The following is a 16,205-nucleotide window of genomic DNA, read 5'->3' as shown; positions in this document are numbered from 1 at the left end:
ATCGAAAAAGCAAGTTACGGTGCTGGTGCGGGTCTTAGACCTGGATATATTTGGAGTGACTTGATCAGGGCGTCCTCGGAGTCGAAGCGTCGCTGCTCCATATTCCATCGAGTAATAAAATACTTCCCTGCATCGTCTTTCTGAATGGCTGTAACCATAACGCCATCGTTACGGGAGAGGTGTATCAAATTAGCCTCGGTTTCCGATGGCCGTTCGATCACGTAGTGCCCGGTTTTTTTCAACCATGTCCTTTTTGCAGGTACAACAGGCGCCGGCGTCAGTTGCAGGTCCCTTGTCACTTTGTAGATCAGGTCTTTCTGGTATTTGAAGCGCTCATGGGCCATACCCTCCAGATCAATGAAGAACAGACCGGTATCGTCTATCTGAATAGGCGTAGAGATGATGCCCTCGGCGGCGGAGTAGCGCAGCAGATTGGTCTCAGGGTCCGATAGGCGTTCGATCAGGTAGTGGCGCGGGTCTTTCAAGGTTGACCTGTCGACGGGAACATCGGGGATACGTGCTGGCTGTCCGACAATGACCTCCTCCAGTTTGAAGTCGTTACGCAATGCGCTCCGGCCCTTTATGCTATCCAGTGTTTCCCAGTGACCGAGGTGAATTTTTTTGCCCAGGCCAGGCGCAACATCACGGACGTTCAGGCTGACCGTCGTCAGTAACTCTGCCAGCCCAGGTACCCCTGCGTAGTAATTGGCATGTGAGTTGCCGACGAAAGCGATCCATTTATGCGGCCCATGCGCCGCCTGGTCAGCGTGTATGACCCGTGAGGCAAAATAATTGAACATCTTGGTCCGGGCGTCGTCGGGCATTCCCTTGAGGTTATAGCTGGCGACGCAGTCCAGGGCTCTGATACGGATGCCGTATTTGCTGGCGGCTTGGTAGACCTCCGTGTAGGTGTGAGGGCCGGCATGACGGAAGTGCATGTGGTCTATGTCCTGTTGTTTCAGGTATCTCTTGAGGTTGTCAGGAAGCTGTTGGGTTTTAAGAAACACCTCCAGTTCGGCCTGATGAAGGTCGGTATACAGATGTTCGACATAGAGTGTCTTGAAACCCAACTTCTTGATGGTTTCCATCTGTGTTATCAGCAGTTTTTTGCTCGACTCCATGCCGTGGGGTTCACCCAGCACAAGCCCTGGCAAGGAACTGTCGCTGATCTGTTTCAGAAAAGATTCAGGTGTGGTGTTGTCCGTTATGGTGGGCAACGTCGGTCGAGAGGGGGGAGTGTAGTCGGTAAAGAACTCTTCAGCCTTGACGTGCAGCCGGGTTCGCGCCTCGATAAAAGTGTCGAAAGCAGCCCCCTTTACCCCGCCACGAGGACGGTAAACGGGATCCAGGCCACGGCGGCTGCTGTAATCCAGGCGAATAATTTCATCTCTCATGGAGACAGGGATGTCAAACTCGTTGGCATTGAGCACCGAGGATGATGTGCCGGCCACCGGGTCGACTTGTCCTGCGCTGACGCCGCCAGCCTTCGGCTCGATAGGGGCGGGCGCTTTGTAGGATGTTTGCAGTGTCATTCGATAGTCTCCCCTGGCTGAAGGGTCACCCGGTATCGATCCGGGGGTGTCTGCCCAGATACCCACGGGCTGGTTCGGGCCGATGTCCTCAACCCGCAGGGCGACGGCATTTTGCAGGTCCGCCAGGCCAGGTGTCTCATTGAACGTACGCAGGCGGGATGAATCCACGAGTGCGACCCAACGCTCGTCGGGCTCGGTGAGGGCATCCGCTTCGATGGCGCGGTGGGAGTAGAAGTTTCTGATGGCGTTGTCCCGCGGCGTGGTCGGGGAGGTATCGCCCATTTGCAGGGCATCCTCCAGGTGGTAGGAGGTCGAGGCGTCCAGCGCCTTGATCTTGATGCCCTTCTCGCGCGCCTTGCGTACCAGGGCCAGGTAGGAGTATTCGGCGTTCTCGGCGAAGCCCACGGTTTTGTCGAGGTTCTTCAAGTGCCGCTCAATATGCTTCCATGATTTGCCGCGATTAAGCTTCTCCAGCTTGGGTCGAAACACATCGCCGGGCAGGTATTCCACATAGAGACGCTTGAAACCGTTTTCGATCAACGCATCCATCTGCTCAATCAGCAATTGCTTGCTGGCGATAGAGCCGGGGACCGCGCCGATGACCAGGTTCTGGTTTGCGGCAAAAGCATCGCTGGCAATCAATTGTGGGAACTGAGTGTTGGCCTCGACAGCAAGGGCGTCGGCTCGTGGCGCGAGAGGGTCGAGGTATTTGAAGAAATTCTGGGCGTCCTTCGTCAGACGTTCGACTTGTTGTTTATAAATGTTGAGCGCAGGTGCCAGCTGTGCTGCGGCGACACTGGGGAGCAGGCCAGGATCGCTGAACCACTCGTCTGCGCGTTGCCGCATGGCGGCACCGATGTCCGGGTCCAGTACGCGCTCAACATCGCGCCAGTGTTTGGCTGGCATCTCATAGTTTTTCAGCGTGTCAGGTGCTTCAGGCAGTTTTTCATACTTGGGTGCTCCGCCAGTGACGCCGGTACGTGTCCAGACCCCTTGTGCGTTTGGCGCTGCCACACGGGTGGTAGAGACCAGTTGCCCGCTGATCGGGTCGAGGCGATACAACAAGTAGCGACCGATCTCATCCGGCGTCTTTTTGGCCCAAAGGAATTCACTGTCAAACAGCACTCTTTGCATGTCAGCGGTTGGGAGTGGCGCAGGTTCCAATTGCTGGATCAGCTTCATGACCGGGTTCTGTGGGGCTCTTCTCGCGACCTGGCGCAAAGCCGGTTTGCTTAGCTGCTCCAGTGACGCGAGGGCCGGGCGCAGATCGGTGAAGGCTGCGCCGGCACTGTTGAGCAGATAGCCTATCAAGTGTTTCAGGGCACCTGCGTCATCGCCCTGATGGTAAGCGTGCAAGGCCAGCATGCCGTCCTTGAAAGCCAGCAGCATCCCCAAACTCAGGCTCAGCGCCGGAAACGGGGCCGTGGCAACGGCGCTCACCCACTCCACGCAGGTCCACAGGATGCCGGCGATCATTTGGGTACGATTGACGGTGGTTGCTTGCACGTCATCGATTTTGCGCTGCAGCTTCATGTCATACAGCAGCCGGCGCAGGTCAAGTACTGGAGGTATGGCGCGGGTCGAGTCGTAACGCGCTGGGCTGGCGGTGGTTTTATCCAGGTTTTCAGGCAGCTGTTTTTGCGCTTCCTCCAGGAATGTGCGCACGCGTGTCCGGGACGGCACACCGACGCGGCTGGTGAGGTAGGTGATCATGCCGGGTAGCTTTTTCAGCAGGTAGTTGAACTGCCGGGCCTCGCGAAAGCTGATGCCATCTGGCGCTTGCGGTGTGTAGAGCAGCACGGGGTTATCGCCGTGGCTGAACAGGTAGGTATCGATGATCCATTCGCCGTCGATCAGAAGTCGGTGGATCGCATAATTGCCGCGTGTCTGTGTCGAAGTCTCGCCCATGCTGGCGATACTTTGGTTCAGCCATATCAGGTCAACGTCGGCAATATCTCCTTGCAGGCGGCTTTCAAGGGCGGCGGTTTGCAACTGCAATTGGGTGATGGCCAGTGTCGCGTTACGCCGAAAGCTGTAGCCCGCACTGGCCCTGTCGAGCAATTTCGCTTTGAGTTCGTTGATGTAGCGCGCGCCGATCCACACGCCAGTGACCGAGCGTGCGACCTTTTCGGCGGTCAGTGGGCTGATATCAATGCCTTGCGGGCCTTTGAAGCGGGCTGATCGAGAGAATTTCTGGTCGAGAAAACCCACGCCTTCGCTGTAGCCGTCGCGATAAAGTTCAGTGTAAGTCAGGGGGGGTGGGGTCAACTTGCCCAGCACTGCCGCAGGTGAGTAGGCCCACACCGTATCGGGATCAACATCGTTTTGCCTGCGCCCCAGCAGCTCGTTCAGCTTCTTTTTCGCCTGTTCATGCAGGTAGTCGGAAAAGCTTGGGTAGCGCGCTTCGGACAACGGCAAATCGTTGTAGATGCGCAAGGCGTGGCGGGAATCTTCGGCCAGTTGCAACAGTTTCCGGCGGTTGTCGGTGCTGGTGGAGCGAAACCAGTTCGGTGTGCCGAGTGCGTAGTCGTCGATACGGGTTGCCAAGACGTGGGCTGACATTGCCTTGAGGCAATCGGCATGACTGCCGATATTGTTGAAAGCCACCTCGTTGTATTCCTGGGCGTGGGGCTTGAAGCTCAGGCCGCTCAAGACACGTTTCATGGCCGGGCGAAAACGCAGGGGGACCCTTTTGATCAGATAGTCGGTCAACGTGCCTGGCGGTTCTCTGTGGCCGTTGTCCAGGCTCCAGCCGAGGATATGGTTCTGGCAGGCGATTTCGCTGTCAAATGCTTGGAATTGCTGCTCTTGAGGCGCCTCGGGAGTACACAGCAACAGGCGCTTGACCACGCCGCTGGCATCGCTCTGACGCAATACCCACAAGTCTTGAAGTTGTGCCTCATGAAGTGAAAGTGTCGCGGCGCTCAGTTGGCTATCGCTGTCCTGGCGCAGGCTTTGAACCAGTTGGAAGTCGTCCTCGCGCAGGTGGCCCTGGAGCACTGCGGTATAGGCCAGTGCGTTGATCCGCTGATCGAGCATCTGTTCGATGGCGTGTCTGAGTTCGGGCTTCTTGTGCAGTTGTATTTGTATATCGCCAAACGCGATGCGCGGTTGCAGTGTGCTCAGCTGCTGCGCCAGCCAGGCCGGTGTCAGGTCGTCGTAGTCTTCGGGCAGGGGCGCGCCATTATAGAGAAGAGTGGTTTTTTCCAGGAAGTCGGAACCGGGCAACTCATCACCGGTGCGCAGGCCGCGCAGGGCCAGGTCGATCAGATTGCGGTCGTGTTCATACTCGCCGATAGGGGCGACATGGCGACGGGTGATGACCTGCAGGTGTTCCGGGTTCAGGTGGTGAATATCCAGGTCATCGCTCAGGCGTTCGAGCAGTTGATAACGAGCCAGGGTTTCAGGCGTGGCGACAGGGTTGAGCAGGTCGAGCATGTCCTGACGCGCTTCGTTATAGCGGGCCAGATGCTCGGCCAGGGTGGCTCGCCGGGTTTCGCTGGCGCTGCGATACCAGTCCGGGGCGCTGTTGCGCAGGTGGCGCTCCAGCAAGCGCTGAGCGCGCCACTCCAGACGGGCGTTGAGGTCGGGTAGGGCGCAGGTGATGGCGAGATCAAGGGCATCGATCAACTGCGCCGCGTCCTGTGTCGGGTTATCGATCAGGCTCAAGGCTCGGTCGATGTCCTGGGTGCGTTTGTCGAGCAGAGCGTTGTACGTGTGTTCGAACAGCGGTTCATCGGTTATGGGCGACAGTTCCAGCGGCCAGATCCCAGCGGGTGTCAGGGCGTGATAGCGCATAGGCAGCAGACTCATGAAGTCGCGATGCTGAGCCGTGTCATCCATGCCTTGCAGCAAATGGTTGTTGAGTTTATCCAGCGAGTCGAATGATTCGATTCCATGCGCAGGGGTGAACAGCATCACTGCGCCGACTGCCTGGCCTGGCGACAGGTCGGTCGCCAGCGGGCTGGATTTTTCGGTGAGTACAAAGGCACCGGCCAGTTCGACGACCTGTTCCTGGTAGCGGAAAGTCAGTGCGTAAACGCCGGGACGTAGCGCTGGTCCCCGCGACACCTTTGCGAGGATTTTCTGTTCCTGCGGGTGTAACAGGCGATCCTGGACACCGAGGGCGGCTTCATGCTCAAGCGCGGTGAAGCCTGCGTTATAGGTCATGAAGGATTTGCGTGACTTACCGCCGATCTGCTCGGAGAGATCGAGGTCTTGTAGATGAGCGTTCAGCGTCGTCTTGAGCAGCGCAAGTTTTTGCGGTAAATCATGCGGCTCCAGTGCTTGATAAAACGCTCGGCTCTTGGTCAGAAACTGCTGCCGATAGCTTTTCAGGACGCCGTTCAGTGTTTCCAGATAAGCCAGTTCGGTTGAAGCTTTTTGCTCTGGCAGAAGCGGTCTTTCGATCTTGAGCAGGTGATTGCCAATCTGGTTGAGATTGCCTTTGATGCCTTCAACGGCCTGGGTGGTGGTGCTCACAGGAACGCTCTCCATGTTGGGACAAGAGTCCAGCATGGAGAGTCGTGCCCGTGGTCGGGCGGTAGATAGGTAGCGGTGTCAGACGCTGGAGCCTACCGAGCTGCGGCTGGAAAGCGCTTTGAGAGCGGCGCTTAAACCCTGGGCCGAATCACCCACCAACAGGTGCCAGATACCACCGTCGAGCTGACTCACACCCTGGCAACCCAGAGCCTTGAGCTGCTGCTCCGACAGCGCCTGATCATCGGCCAGTTGCAAGCGAATACGGGTCATGGCCACGCAGTCCAGTTGCAGCACATTGTCGCTGCCACCCAAGGCGTTCAGCCATTGCTCGGCCTGAGCGGTTGCGACGGTCGAGGTTTGAGGTTGCGTAGCCACGACCGGGGCCGGCGTATTGCCGGAGGTCGGCATCGCCAGGCGGATCTCGTCGGCAATGCTGTCAGCCATCGGCCCCACTACCACCTGCAAGCTGCCGCCGTTACCGGGGCGAACCACCGCCATCGCACCCAGGGCCTTGAGCTCGGCGTCCACGGCCTTGTTACGGTCCACCATGTCCAGGCGCAGGCGCGTGGTGCAAGCACCGACACTGAGCAGGTTGGCGGCACCGCCCAGGGCGCGAATGTAGGCACCGGCGCGCTGGTTGTCGGTCATAGCTTCGGTCTGCACCACCTGAATGTCTTCACGGCCAGGCGTTTTCAGGTTGAAGCGGCGGATACAGAAATCAAACACGGTGTAGTAGACCACCGCATAGGCCAGGCCCACCGGTATCACCAGCCAGCCATTGGTGGACTTGCCCCAGCCGAGGACCATGTCGATGAAGCCACCGGAGAAGGTAAAGCCCAGGTGAATGTTCAGCAGGTTGGTAATGGCCATCGACAGGCCGGTCAGCAGCGCATGCAGCAGATACAGGAACGGTGCGAGGAACATGAAGGCGAATTCGATCGGCTCGGTCACCCCCGTAAGGAACGAGGTCAGGGCCATCGACAGGAAGATCCCGCCCATCACCTTGCGGCGCTCCGGCAGGGCGTTGCGGTACATCGCCAGGCACGCGGCGGGCAAGCCGAACAGCATCACCGGGAACATGCCGGTCATGAACTGGCCGCCCTTCGGATCGCCGGCAAAATATCGAGTCAGATCGCCCGTCACCACCGCGCCCGTCACCGGGTCGGTAAAGCTGCCGAACACAAACCAGGCCATGTTGTTGAGGATGTGGTGCAGGCCGGTGACGATCAGCAGGCGGTTGAACACGCCAAACACGAACGCGCCGAGGCTGCCGCTTTCCATCAGCAACACGCCGAAGCTGTTGATGCCGTGTTGGATCGGCGGCCATATCAGCCCGAAGATCACCCCCAATCCCACTGCCGAAAACCCGGTGACAATCGGTACAAACCGTCGCCCGCCGAAGAACGCCAAGTACTCCGGCAGCTTGATGTCCTTGAAACGGTTATACAGCCCACCGGCCATCAGGCCACTGGCGATACCGGCGAGCATGCCCATGTTGATGGAGGTGTCCATCACCTTGAGCGTGGAGATCATCACCAGATAACCAATCGCCCCGGCCAGGCCGGCCGTGCCGTTATTGTCGCGGGCAAAGCCGACGGCGATGCCGATGGCGAAGATCAGCGCCAGGTTGGCGAAGATGGCCTGCCCGGCGTCGTGCATCACCGCGATGTTGAGCAAGTCGGTGTCGCCCAGTCGCAGCAAGAGGCCGGCGATCGGCAGGATCGCAATCGGCAGCATCAGTGCGCGGCCCAGGCGTTGCAGGCCTTCGATGAAATGTTGATACATGGCGTGTCTCCCTATTCTTGTTGTTGTCAGCTCAGCGGCCAGTGGTGTTGACAGGCGTGGCGAACGGCTTTGGCGCTGCTCAGGTCGAGCAACCCTTGGCTCAATTGCCGGCATTGCGCCGCGTCCAGGTGGCGGACGCGGTCCTTGATTTCGCCGATCTGCGGTGGGCTCACCGACAGCTCGCTGACGCCCAGGCCGACCAGCACCGGCGTGGCCAATGGGTCGGAGGCGAGTGCGCCACATACGCCGACCCAGCGCCCATGTTTCGCCGCACCGGCGCAGGTCTGGGCGATCAGCCGCAGCAAAGCCGGGTGCAGCGCATCGACGCGGGCGGCGAGGCCCGCGTGGTCGCGATCCATGGCCAGGGTGTACTGGGACAGGTCATTGGTGCCGATGGACAAGAAGTCCGCATGCTCGGCCAGTTGCTCAGCCATCAGCGCAGCGGCGGGCACTTCGATCATAACGCCCAGTTCGGGGCGCTGGGTCAGTGCCAGCTCCTCGCACAATTGATCCAGGCGCTGGCGGATATGCAGCAGCTCATCCACTTCGCTGACCATCGGCAGCAGTATGCGGCAACGCTGCAGCGGGCTGACTTGCAGCAACGCGCGCAGTTGCTGGTCGAGCAGTTCCGGGCGCACCTGGGCCAGGCGAATACCGCGCAGGCCCAGCACCGGGTTGGCTTCGACAGGCAGCGGCAGGTAATCGAGTTGCTTGTCGCCGCCCACGTCGATGGTGCGGATGATCACCGACTTGTCGCCCATGGCATCCAGCACGGCTTGATAAGCCTGGCGCTGCTCCTGTTCATCCGGCGCAGTGCGGCGGTCGACGAAGAGGAATTCGGTGCGCAGCAGGCCGACGCCGTCGGCGCCGTTTTCAAACGCCAGTTGAGCCTCGGCGCTGGAGGCGACGTTGGCGGCGATTTCAATGCTCACGCCATCGAGGGTGCGCGCCGGCAATCGGGCCTGGGCCTGTTGCTGCTGGCGGCGGACTTTCTGCGCATCGCGAATCTGATGGACTTCAGCATGGCGAGCATCGCTGGGCGCCAGTTCCAGGCGGCCATTGGCGGCGTCCAGCACCACGCGCTGGCCCTGGGGCACCTCGAGCAGCTCGGCACCCAGCGCCACCACGCAAGGCAAGCCTTTGCCCCGCGCCAGAATCGCGACGTGGGACGTGGCGCCGCCCTCGGCCATGCAGATTCCCACGGCTTGCTGCTTGCTCAGTTGCAGCAGGTCCGAGGGGGTGAGTTCATGGGCGCCGACAATCGATCCGGCGGGCAATTCGAAGTGCCAGGCTTCACCCAGCAATGCGCGCAATATGCGTTGTTGCAGGTCGCGCAGGTCGTTGGCGCGTTCGGCGAACAAGGGCTTGCCCAGTGCCAGCAATACCGCGCACTGGGCCTGGATCGCATCGCGCCAGGCATGGGTGGCGGCGCTGCCCTGGGCAATGGCGTCGGCAGCGGCTTGCAGCAATGCCGGGTCTTCCAGCAGCGCGAGGTGGGCGGCGAAGATCTCTTCTTCGTCGACGTTCTTGCGTTGGCGGGCGTGGTCCAGGGTGCTGCGGATTTCGCCGCGCACCTGCTCCAGTGCCGTGTCGAGACGCTGCTTTTGTTCGTCGGCCGAATGGTTACCGGTGTCTTCCGGCAGCTCGATGCCGGTCAGGCGAAACAGCGGGCCGCACACCAGGCCGGGGGCTGCGCACACGCCTTGCAACACATCGGTTTCCACACTGACGCGACGTGGTACGGCCGCCACTGCAGGAGCGTGGTGATCTTCGCGGATCGCCACGGACAACGCCGCGATCAACCCTTGCAGCGCCGCATCGGCATCGTTGCCACGGCAGGTCACGCGTACTTCGTCACCTTCGCCAATGCCCAAGCCCATCAAGCCAATCAGGCTGTCGCACGACGCCGACTTGTCAGCGAAGTGCAGGTGCGCCTGGCTGCTGAAACCCTGGGCGGTCTTGCGGATCAGCGCAGCAGGGCGCGCATGCAAACCGCCGCGATGGGTGACGCGAACGCTGGCGCTGGCTTCGGCGCTGGAGTTATCCACAGCCGCTTGAACGGGGGCGCCCGAACGCAGCGTCACCTGCATCAACGGCTCCCCGACCTTGACCGTGCTGAGCGGGCAGGGCGTCAGTTCGAAGCGGTCGCTGTTGGTCAGGATGATCAAGCTCACCAGGCTCTTGCACTGGCGCGCAATGCGGTCCAGGTCAAATTGCACCAGCGCCTGGCCCTGGCTCACCCGCGCGCCTTCCTTCACCAGCAAGGCAAAACCTTCGCCATTGAGTTCCACGGTGTCGATGCCGACATGCATCAGCACTTCGGCACCGTTGTCGGCGCGCAGGGTCAGCGCGTGCCCGGTGCGGGCGACGTGGATAATCACCCCGTCACACGGCGCGTGCAGGCAGTCATTCAACGGATCGATGGCAATACCGTCGCCCATGGCGCCGCTGGCGAACACTTCGTCGGGGACGCTGCCCAGGGCCAGCACCGGCCCACTCAAGGGGGCGCTAAGGGTCAGTCGGTTATTGTTGTTGGACATGGGCACGGTACTCATCAGGAAAACACGGCAATCGACTCAGTGAGTGCGAGTGACTTTGCTCAGGTGACGGGGCTGGTCGGGGTTCATGCCCCGGGCCTGCGCCAGGCCTGCCGCCATCACGTAAAAACTCTGGATGGCCAGGATCGGGTCCAGGCTCGGGTGTTCTGCGCGGCTCAGGGTCAGGTCGCGTTCGGCAACATCGTCCGGCGCGGCCAGCAACACACGGGCGCCGCGCTGGCGCATATCGGCGGCCAGGGTCAGCAGGCCGGCCTGCTCGGCGCCGCGTGGGGCGAACACCAGCAAGTGGTAGTCTGCGTCGATCAAGGCCATCGGCCCGTGGCGCACTTCGGCGCTGCTGAAGGCTTCGGCCTGGATCGCCGAGGTTTCCTTGAGCTTGAGCGCGGCTTCCTGGGCGACGGCAAAACCGGCGCCACGGCCGATCACCATCAAGCGCTGGCTGCCTTTGAGCGCCTCGATGGCTGCGCGCCAATCCTGTTTGGCCGCGTCACGCAGGCCGTCGGGCAGTGCGTTGCAGGCTTGCAGCAGGTCGGCTTCCTGGTTCCAGTGGCCGACCAGCATCGCGCTGGCGCTGAGCGTGGCGATAAAGCTCTTGGTGGCGGCCACGCTGAGTTCCGGCCCGGCACACAGCGGCACATGGAATTCACAGGCGGCTTGCAGCGGCGAGTCTTCGGCGTTGACCATCGAGATGCTCAAGGCCCCACGTTTGCGCAACAGGCGCAGGCTGTTGACCAGGTCCGGGCTTTGCCCCGATTGCGAGAAACCAAACGCCACCTGGCCACTGACTTTCATCGGCGCCTGCAACAAGGTCACCACCGACATCGGCAACGACGCCACCGGAATCCCCACATGCTGCATGGCCAGGTAGGCGAAGTAGCTGGCGGCATGGTCCGAGCTGCCCCGCGCAACGGTCATTGCCACTTGCGGCGGCTGGCGGCGCAGGCGACCGGCGACGTCTTCGAGTATCGGCTCCAGGCGTTGCAGTTGCGCCGCGACGGCGTCACAGGAGGCCAGCGCCTCTTCAAGCATTTTTGAAGTCAATGGCTTCTCCTTCGACCATTACGTCGGTGAGTGTCAGGGAGCGGTCCAGGCGCACGCAGTCGGCAAAGCTGCCGGGTTGCAGGCGGCCGCGTTCTTCCAGGCCCAGGTAGTCCGCAGGAAATTGCGACAGGCGTTGTGAGGCTTCGCTGATCGGCAGGCCGATCTTCACCAGGTTGCGCAGCGCCTGGTCCATGGTCAGAGTGCTGCCGGCCAGGGTGCCGTCCGCCAGGCGCACGCCGCCCAGGCACTTGGTCACGGTGTGGCTGCCCAGCTTGTATTCGCCATCGGGCATGCCGGCGGCGGCGGTGGAGTCGGTGACGCAATACAGGCACGGGATCGAGCGCAACGCCACGCGCATGGCACCGGGGTGTACGTGCAGCAGGTCGGGAATCAACTCGGCGTAGGTGGCGTGGGCCAGCGCGGCGCCGACGATGCCCGGCTCGCGGTGATGCAGCGGGCTCATGGCGTTGTACAAATGGGTAAAGCTGGTGGCGCCGGCGGCGAGGGCGGCCACGCCTTCTTCATAACTGCCCAGGGTGTGGCCGATCTGCATGCGCACGCCGCGTTGGCTGAGGGCGCGGATCAGAGCGTCGTGGCCGGCGATTTCCGGCGCGATGGTAATCACCCGGATCGGCGCCAGGCGCAGGTAGGCTTCAACTTCGGCCATCAAGGCGGTGTGGGCGAAGTTGGGTTGGGCGCCGAGTTTTCCCGGATTGATGTAGGGGCCTTCCAGATGTACCCCGAGCACGCGAGCGCTGCCGGTAGGACGCTGCGCGCAGAAGGTGCCGAGCTGGCCGAGTACGCGGGAGATTTCGTCGACCGGCGCGGTCATGGTAGTGGCCAGCAGCGAGGTGGTACCAAATCGCACATGGGTGCGGGTGATGGTCTCGAAGGCCTCGACGCCTTCCATGATGTCTTTGCCGCCGCCGCCGTGCACATGCAGGTCGATAAAGCCGGGCAGCAGGTAGGGCAGGTCGTTGTCGGCCGGATTGCAAGGCGTGCCTTCGATGGCGACGACCTTGCCGTGCTCGTGCACCAGGCGGCCGCGGATCCAGCCGCTGGGCGTAAGGATGTTGTCTTCGGACATGGGCAGTTCTCTAAAGCCGCGACGCGGCGGCAAGTCTTACCTACGCAGCTCTGCGACAAAGTCGTAGTAGTCGTTGCGGCAATAGGTGTCGGTGATTTCTATGGGGGTGTTATCCAGCGTGTAGCCGACCCGGGTCATCAGCAGCATGGCGGTGCCGGGGGCGATGCCCACCAGCTTGGCGAATTCATCCGATGCGTTGATCGCCTGTACATGCTGGAGGGCGCGGACGATGGGCTTGCCGATACTGTCGAAGTATTCGTACAGCGAGCTGCCCAAGGCCTGCGGCTGTGGCAGCACCGAAGCGGGAACAGCGGTCATTTCAATGGCCATGACCGTGTCGTCGGCTTTGCGCAGGCGCTTGAGACGCGCCACTTTGTCATTGGTCGACAGGCACAGGCGGATCAGTTCTTCATGGGTCGGCGGGGTGATGTCGCGTTCAAGCCATTGGGAGCCGGGCACAAAGCCCTTGAGGCGCAGCATCTCGCTGAACCCCGACAGACGCGACAGCGGCTGTTCCAGGCGTGGCGTGATAAAGGTGCCGGAGCCCTGGCTGCGGCGGATCAGGCCCTGCTCAAACAGCACTTCCAGCGCTTTGCGGGCGGTGACTCGAGAAATGCTCAACTGCTCGCTGAGCGCACGCTCCGACGGCAGGGCTTGCTCGGATGTCCACTGGCCGGCATGGATCGCCGCTTCGAGCTTGCGCGCCAATTGCAGGTACAGCGGCGTGGATTGTTTGTCGTCGGGGCGCAGGGCCAGAATGGGATTCATCTGTCAGGTTTCCGATGCGGTTATTGGAGTGTTGTCGCCCGGTATGGGTCGAAAATTAATACCACTTAAATACCATGTCAATGCAGCCACAACGGTGCATTCAATGGATTAAGGCACCGCAACGGTGCCTGGCACAAAGTGGTATTAGAAAGGTCTTCATAGCGCGCACGACGGCGCAGCCCGCACGGTGAACTGGTATTCACCGGCAGGTGCTGCTCGGGGCAGGAAATATTTTCGAATTATTTTACGAGTGGTCGCAGATCAGGGCCGAATCTCGATCAGGGTGCCGTCCTTGACCAGGCTCCAGACCTCACGCATATCCACATTGCGCATGCCGATGCAGCCGTCGGTCCAGTCCAGGGTGTGGAACCACTGTTCCGGGTAATCCTCGGTGTCCGGGGTGCCGTGGATCATGATCATGCTGCCCGGTTTGACCCCTTCGCGGCGGGCGCGGGCGGCGTCGCTGATATTGGGGTAGGAGATGTGCATGGCCAGATTGAAGCGCTCGCTGGTCTTGCGCCAGTCGATCCAGTAGAGGCCTTCGGGCGTGCGGCGGTCGCCCTCGAACAGCTTGTGGCCCTTGGGGTTTTTACCCAGGGAAATGCGATAGGTCTTGAGGGGCTTGCCGTCGTTGATCAACTGCAGTTGGTGGGCGGATTTGAGCACCAGGACTTTTTCGACGGTTTTGCCGCCGAGCGTTTCCACCGTGGAGGCCGAAGACAGGGTGGCGAACGACAGGCAGAGAAGAGCAAGCAACCAACGCATTGAAACGGTTTCCCTTTGGCGATGAGTGGCCGGCTTGTTATTGGGCGGGCTTGGACAGGGGTGGCACCGACTCGCTGCGTACCGGGAACAGCTGTTGCCGACGGTCAGCGAAGAAGCATTCTAAGGTACGCCCGACCGTGCGGAAAGCCAGCTCGGACCAAGGGATATCGGCTTCGGCGAACAGCTTCACTTCCAGGCTTTCCTGGCCCGCGGCGAAGTCCAGGTCGACCAGCTCGGCGCGATAGAAAATATGCACCTGGCTGATGTGCGGCACGTCAATCAGCGTATAGAGGCTCAGGTTGCGCACGCGGGCGCAGGCTTCTTCCAGGGTCTCGCGCATGGCGGCCTGGGCCACGGTTTCGCCGTTTTCCATAAAGCCTGCGGGCAGGGTCCAGTAACCCAGGCGCGGCTCTATGGCGCGGCGGCACAGCAGCACTTGGTCGCCCCATACCGGCAGGGTACCGGCGACGATATTGGGGTTCTGGTAGTGAATGGTCGCGCAGTGATCGCAGACATAGCGCAGGCGTGCGTCGCCTTCGGGGATGCGTTGGGTAACCGGTTTACCGCACTGGCTGCAGAAGTTCATGCTGGGGTTCCTGGAGAGTGGGCCTATCTTGGCTTGGCAGGCAGGGCGCTGCAAGTTGTCGTTTAGCGACATGCCGCTGGTTTTGGGGTTGGGCGCCCGCCCGCTTTGGTGCATGATGCAAGGTAGCCAACAGACCGAGATGACTCATGCTGGACGAGCTACTTCGCCGGGTAAGCAATCACACTCCCCACACCCTGGAGACTGACGGGCGTTTCCCCGAGGCCGCGGTGCTGGTACCCATTACCCGCAGTGACGAACCCGAGCTGATCCTGACCCTGCGCGCCAGCGGCCTGTCGACCCACGGTGGCGAAGTGGCCTTTCCCGGCGGGCGCCGCGACCCCGAAGACCCGGACCTGATTTTTACCGCCCTGCGCGAAGCCGAAGAAGAGATCGGCCTGCCGCCGGGGCTGGTCGAAGTCATCGGGCCGTTGAGCCCGTTGATCTCCCTGCACGGCATCCGCGTAACGCCGTACGTGGGCGTCATCCCCGACTACGTCGAATACCTGGCCAACGACGCCGAGATCGCAGCGGTATTCAGCGTGCCGCTGGATTTTTTCCGCCAGGACCCGCGCGAGCACACCCACCGCATCGACTACCAGGGCCGCAGTTGGTATGTGCCGAGCTATCGGTTCGGCGAATACAAAATCTGGGGCCTGACGGCAATCATGATCGTCGAGCTGATCAACCTGCTCTATGACGATGCCAAGATCAGCCTGCACCAGCCACCCAAGAGCTTCATCAATATCTAAGCCGTCGTTTGAATGGCAAGCCGTGAGGGAAAACCATGAAATACCGCCTGGGCGATGCCTGCGTCGAGACCCATCCACAGAGCTGGGTGGCGCCCAATGCCACGCTGGTGGGCAAGGTCAGGCTGGAGGAGGGCGCCAACGTGTGGTTCAACGCGGTATTGCGTGGCGACAACGAACTGATCCTGATCGGCAAGAACAGCAACGTGCAGGACGGCAGCGTGATGCACACCGACATGGGCTACCCACTGACCCTCGGCACCGGCGTGACCATCGGGCATAACGCCATGCTGCACGGCTGCACGGTGGGCGATTACAGCCTGATCGGTATTAACGCGGTGATCCTCAACGGCGCAAAGGTCGGCAAATATTGCATCATCGGCGCCAATTCGCTGATCGGCGAAGGCAAGGAAATCCCTGATGGCTCGCTGGTGATGGGCTCGCCGGGCAAGGTGGTGCGTGAGCTGACCGAGGCGCAGAAGCGCATGCTTGAAGCCAGTGCCGCGCACTATGTGCATAACGCGCAGCGGTATGCGCGTGACCTGGTTGAGCAGGCAGAATGAGTGCGGTTGAACGCCCGGTCGCCTCGCCGTGCGTGAGCATTTGCGCGCTGGATGATGACGATATTTGCATCGGCTGCCAGCGCAACGTGGATGAGATTACGCGCTGGAGCCGCATGGACAATGCCGAGCGCCGGGCGGTGCTGGGGTTGTGTCATGAGCGGGCGGTGGCGAGTGGTGTGGTGTGGATGATGCCCAAGCGCTCGGGTGGCTGATCGATTGCTATCGGGGGCAAGTCCCCTCCCACACTTGAATGTATTCACAGATCAAAATGTGGGAGGGGGCTTGCCCCCGA

General features: G+C 61.3%; 11 protein-coding genes. 3 read left to right on the top strand and 8 right to left on the bottom strand.

Translation table 11 applies throughout. The annotated features are described in order from the left end of the window. Positions 1-14: 14 nt before the first annotated feature. The 8 genes from C4J86_RS21320 to C4J86_RS21285 form a co-directional block, all read right to left on the bottom strand. Positions 15-6,014, bottom strand: coding sequence for a membrane-targeted effector domain-containing toxin (locus C4J86_RS21320; RefSeq protein ID WP_177413164.1), 6,000 nt, complete (start codon positions 6,012-6,014; stop codon positions 15-17). 78 nt (positions 6,015-6,092) lie between these two features. Further along, positions 6,093-7,799, bottom strand: coding sequence for an N-acetylglucosamine-specific PTS transporter subunit IIBC (nagE, locus tag C4J86_RS21315; RefSeq protein WP_124371754.1), 1,707 nt, complete (start codon positions 7,797-7,799; stop codon positions 6,093-6,095). 26 nt (positions 7,800-7,825) lie between these two features. Further along, on the bottom strand, positions 7,826-10,339 hold the full coding sequence (gene ptsP, locus C4J86_RS21310; protein WP_124371753.1) for a phosphoenolpyruvate--protein phosphotransferase: 2,514 nt from the start codon (positions 10,337-10,339) through the stop codon (positions 7,826-7,828). A gap of 36 nt (positions 10,340-10,375) precedes the next feature. Further along, complete coding sequence (locus tag C4J86_RS21305) at positions 10,376-11,386, bottom strand: SIS domain-containing protein (protein ID WP_124372470.1); 1,011 nt, start codon at positions 11,384-11,386, stop codon at positions 10,376-10,378. Further along, positions 11,379-12,485, bottom strand: a complete 1,107-nt coding sequence (nagA, locus tag C4J86_RS21300; protein WP_124371752.1) for an N-acetylglucosamine-6-phosphate deacetylase — start codon at positions 12,483-12,485, stop codon at positions 11,379-11,381. Before nagA ends, C4J86_RS21305 begins: the two co-directional genes overlap by 8 nt. Positions 12,486-12,521: 36 nt before the next feature. Continuing rightward, positions 12,522-13,253 (bottom strand): GntR family transcriptional regulator, encoded by a 732-nt coding sequence (locus C4J86_RS21295; RefSeq protein ID WP_124364270.1) that lies wholly within the window; start codon positions 13,251-13,253, stop codon positions 12,522-12,524. A gap of 261 nt (positions 13,254-13,514) precedes the next feature. Next, positions 13,515-14,018, bottom strand: a complete 504-nt coding sequence (locus C4J86_RS21290; protein ID WP_124371751.1) for a murein L,D-transpeptidase family protein — start codon at positions 14,016-14,018, stop codon at positions 13,515-13,517. Between the two features lie 37 nt (positions 14,019-14,055). Next, positions 14,056-14,604: an NUDIX hydrolase gene (locus tag C4J86_RS21285; protein ID WP_124371750.1), complete on the bottom strand. Its 549-nt coding sequence runs from the start codon at positions 14,602-14,604 to the stop codon at positions 14,056-14,058. Positions 14,605-14,750: 146 nt separating this feature from the next. Between C4J86_RS21285 and C4J86_RS21280 the strand changes: the two genes are divergently transcribed. From C4J86_RS21280 to C4J86_RS21270, 3 genes are read left to right on the top strand one after another with little or no spacing between them, the layout of a single operon-like run. Continuing rightward, positions 14,751-15,353 carry a CoA pyrophosphatase gene (locus C4J86_RS21280; RefSeq protein ID WP_016971944.1) on the top strand — a complete coding sequence of 201 codons (603 nt, stop codon included), beginning with the start codon at positions 14,751-14,753 and terminating at the stop codon, positions 15,351-15,353. A gap of 35 nt (positions 15,354-15,388) precedes the next feature. After that, entirely contained in the window at positions 15,389-15,913 is a 525-nt protein-coding gene (locus C4J86_RS21275; protein WP_124371749.1) for a gamma carbonic anhydrase family protein, read from the top strand. Further along, positions 15,910-16,125: a DUF1289 domain-containing protein gene (locus C4J86_RS21270; RefSeq protein WP_124371748.1), complete on the top strand. Its 216-nt coding sequence runs from the start codon at positions 15,910-15,912 to the stop codon at positions 16,123-16,125. The genes C4J86_RS21275 and C4J86_RS21270 overlap by 4 nt, the downstream gene beginning before the upstream one ends. Positions 16,126-16,205: the final 80 nt, after the last annotated feature.

Source organism: Pseudomonas sp. R2-7-07 (assembly GCF_003852355.1).
GTDB lineage: Bacteria > Pseudomonadota > Gammaproteobacteria > Pseudomonadales > Pseudomonadaceae > Aquipseudomonas.
The sequence above is the reverse complement of the archived record's forward strand: the minus strand, read 5'-3'. Positions and strand labels throughout refer to the sequence as shown.

What these genes read in the sequence shown, in the direction of transcription:
- C4J86_RS21280 (WP_016971944.1), top strand. Translation starts at nt 14,751, where the DNA reads ATGCTGGACGAGCTACTTCGCCGGGTAAGCAATCACACTCCCCACACC.
- C4J86_RS21270 (WP_124371748.1), top strand. Translation starts at nt 15,910, where the DNA reads ATGAGTGCGGTTGAACGCCCGGTCGCCTCGCCGTGCGTGAGCATTTGC.
- nagE (WP_124371754.1), bottom strand. Translation starts at nt 7,799, where the DNA reads ATGTATCAACATTTCATCGAAGGCCTGCAACGCCTGGGCCGCGCACTG.
- ptsP (WP_124371753.1), bottom strand. Translation starts at nt 10,339, where the DNA reads ATGTCCAACAACAATAACCGACTGACCCTTAGCGCCCCCTTGAGTGGG.
- C4J86_RS21305 (WP_124372470.1), bottom strand. Translation starts at nt 11,386, where the DNA reads ATGCTTGAAGAGGCGCTGGCCTCCTGTGACGCCGTCGCGGCGCAACTG.
- C4J86_RS21290 (WP_124371751.1), bottom strand. Translation starts at nt 14,018, where the DNA reads ATGCGTTGGTTGCTTGCTCTTCTCTGCCTGTCGTTCGCCACCCTGTCT.
- nagA (WP_124371752.1), bottom strand. Translation starts at nt 12,485, where the DNA reads ATGTCCGAAGACAACATCCTTACGCCCAGCGGCTGGATCCGCGGCCGC.
- C4J86_RS21275 (WP_124371749.1), top strand. Translation starts at nt 15,389, where the DNA reads ATGAAATACCGCCTGGGCGATGCCTGCGTCGAGACCCATCCACAGAGC.
- C4J86_RS21285 (WP_124371750.1), bottom strand. Translation starts at nt 14,604, where the DNA reads ATGAACTTCTGCAGCCAGTGCGGTAAACCGGTTACCCAACGCATCCCC.
- C4J86_RS21295 (WP_124364270.1), bottom strand. Translation starts at nt 13,253, where the DNA reads ATGAATCCCATTCTGGCCCTGCGCCCCGACGACAAACAATCCACGCCG.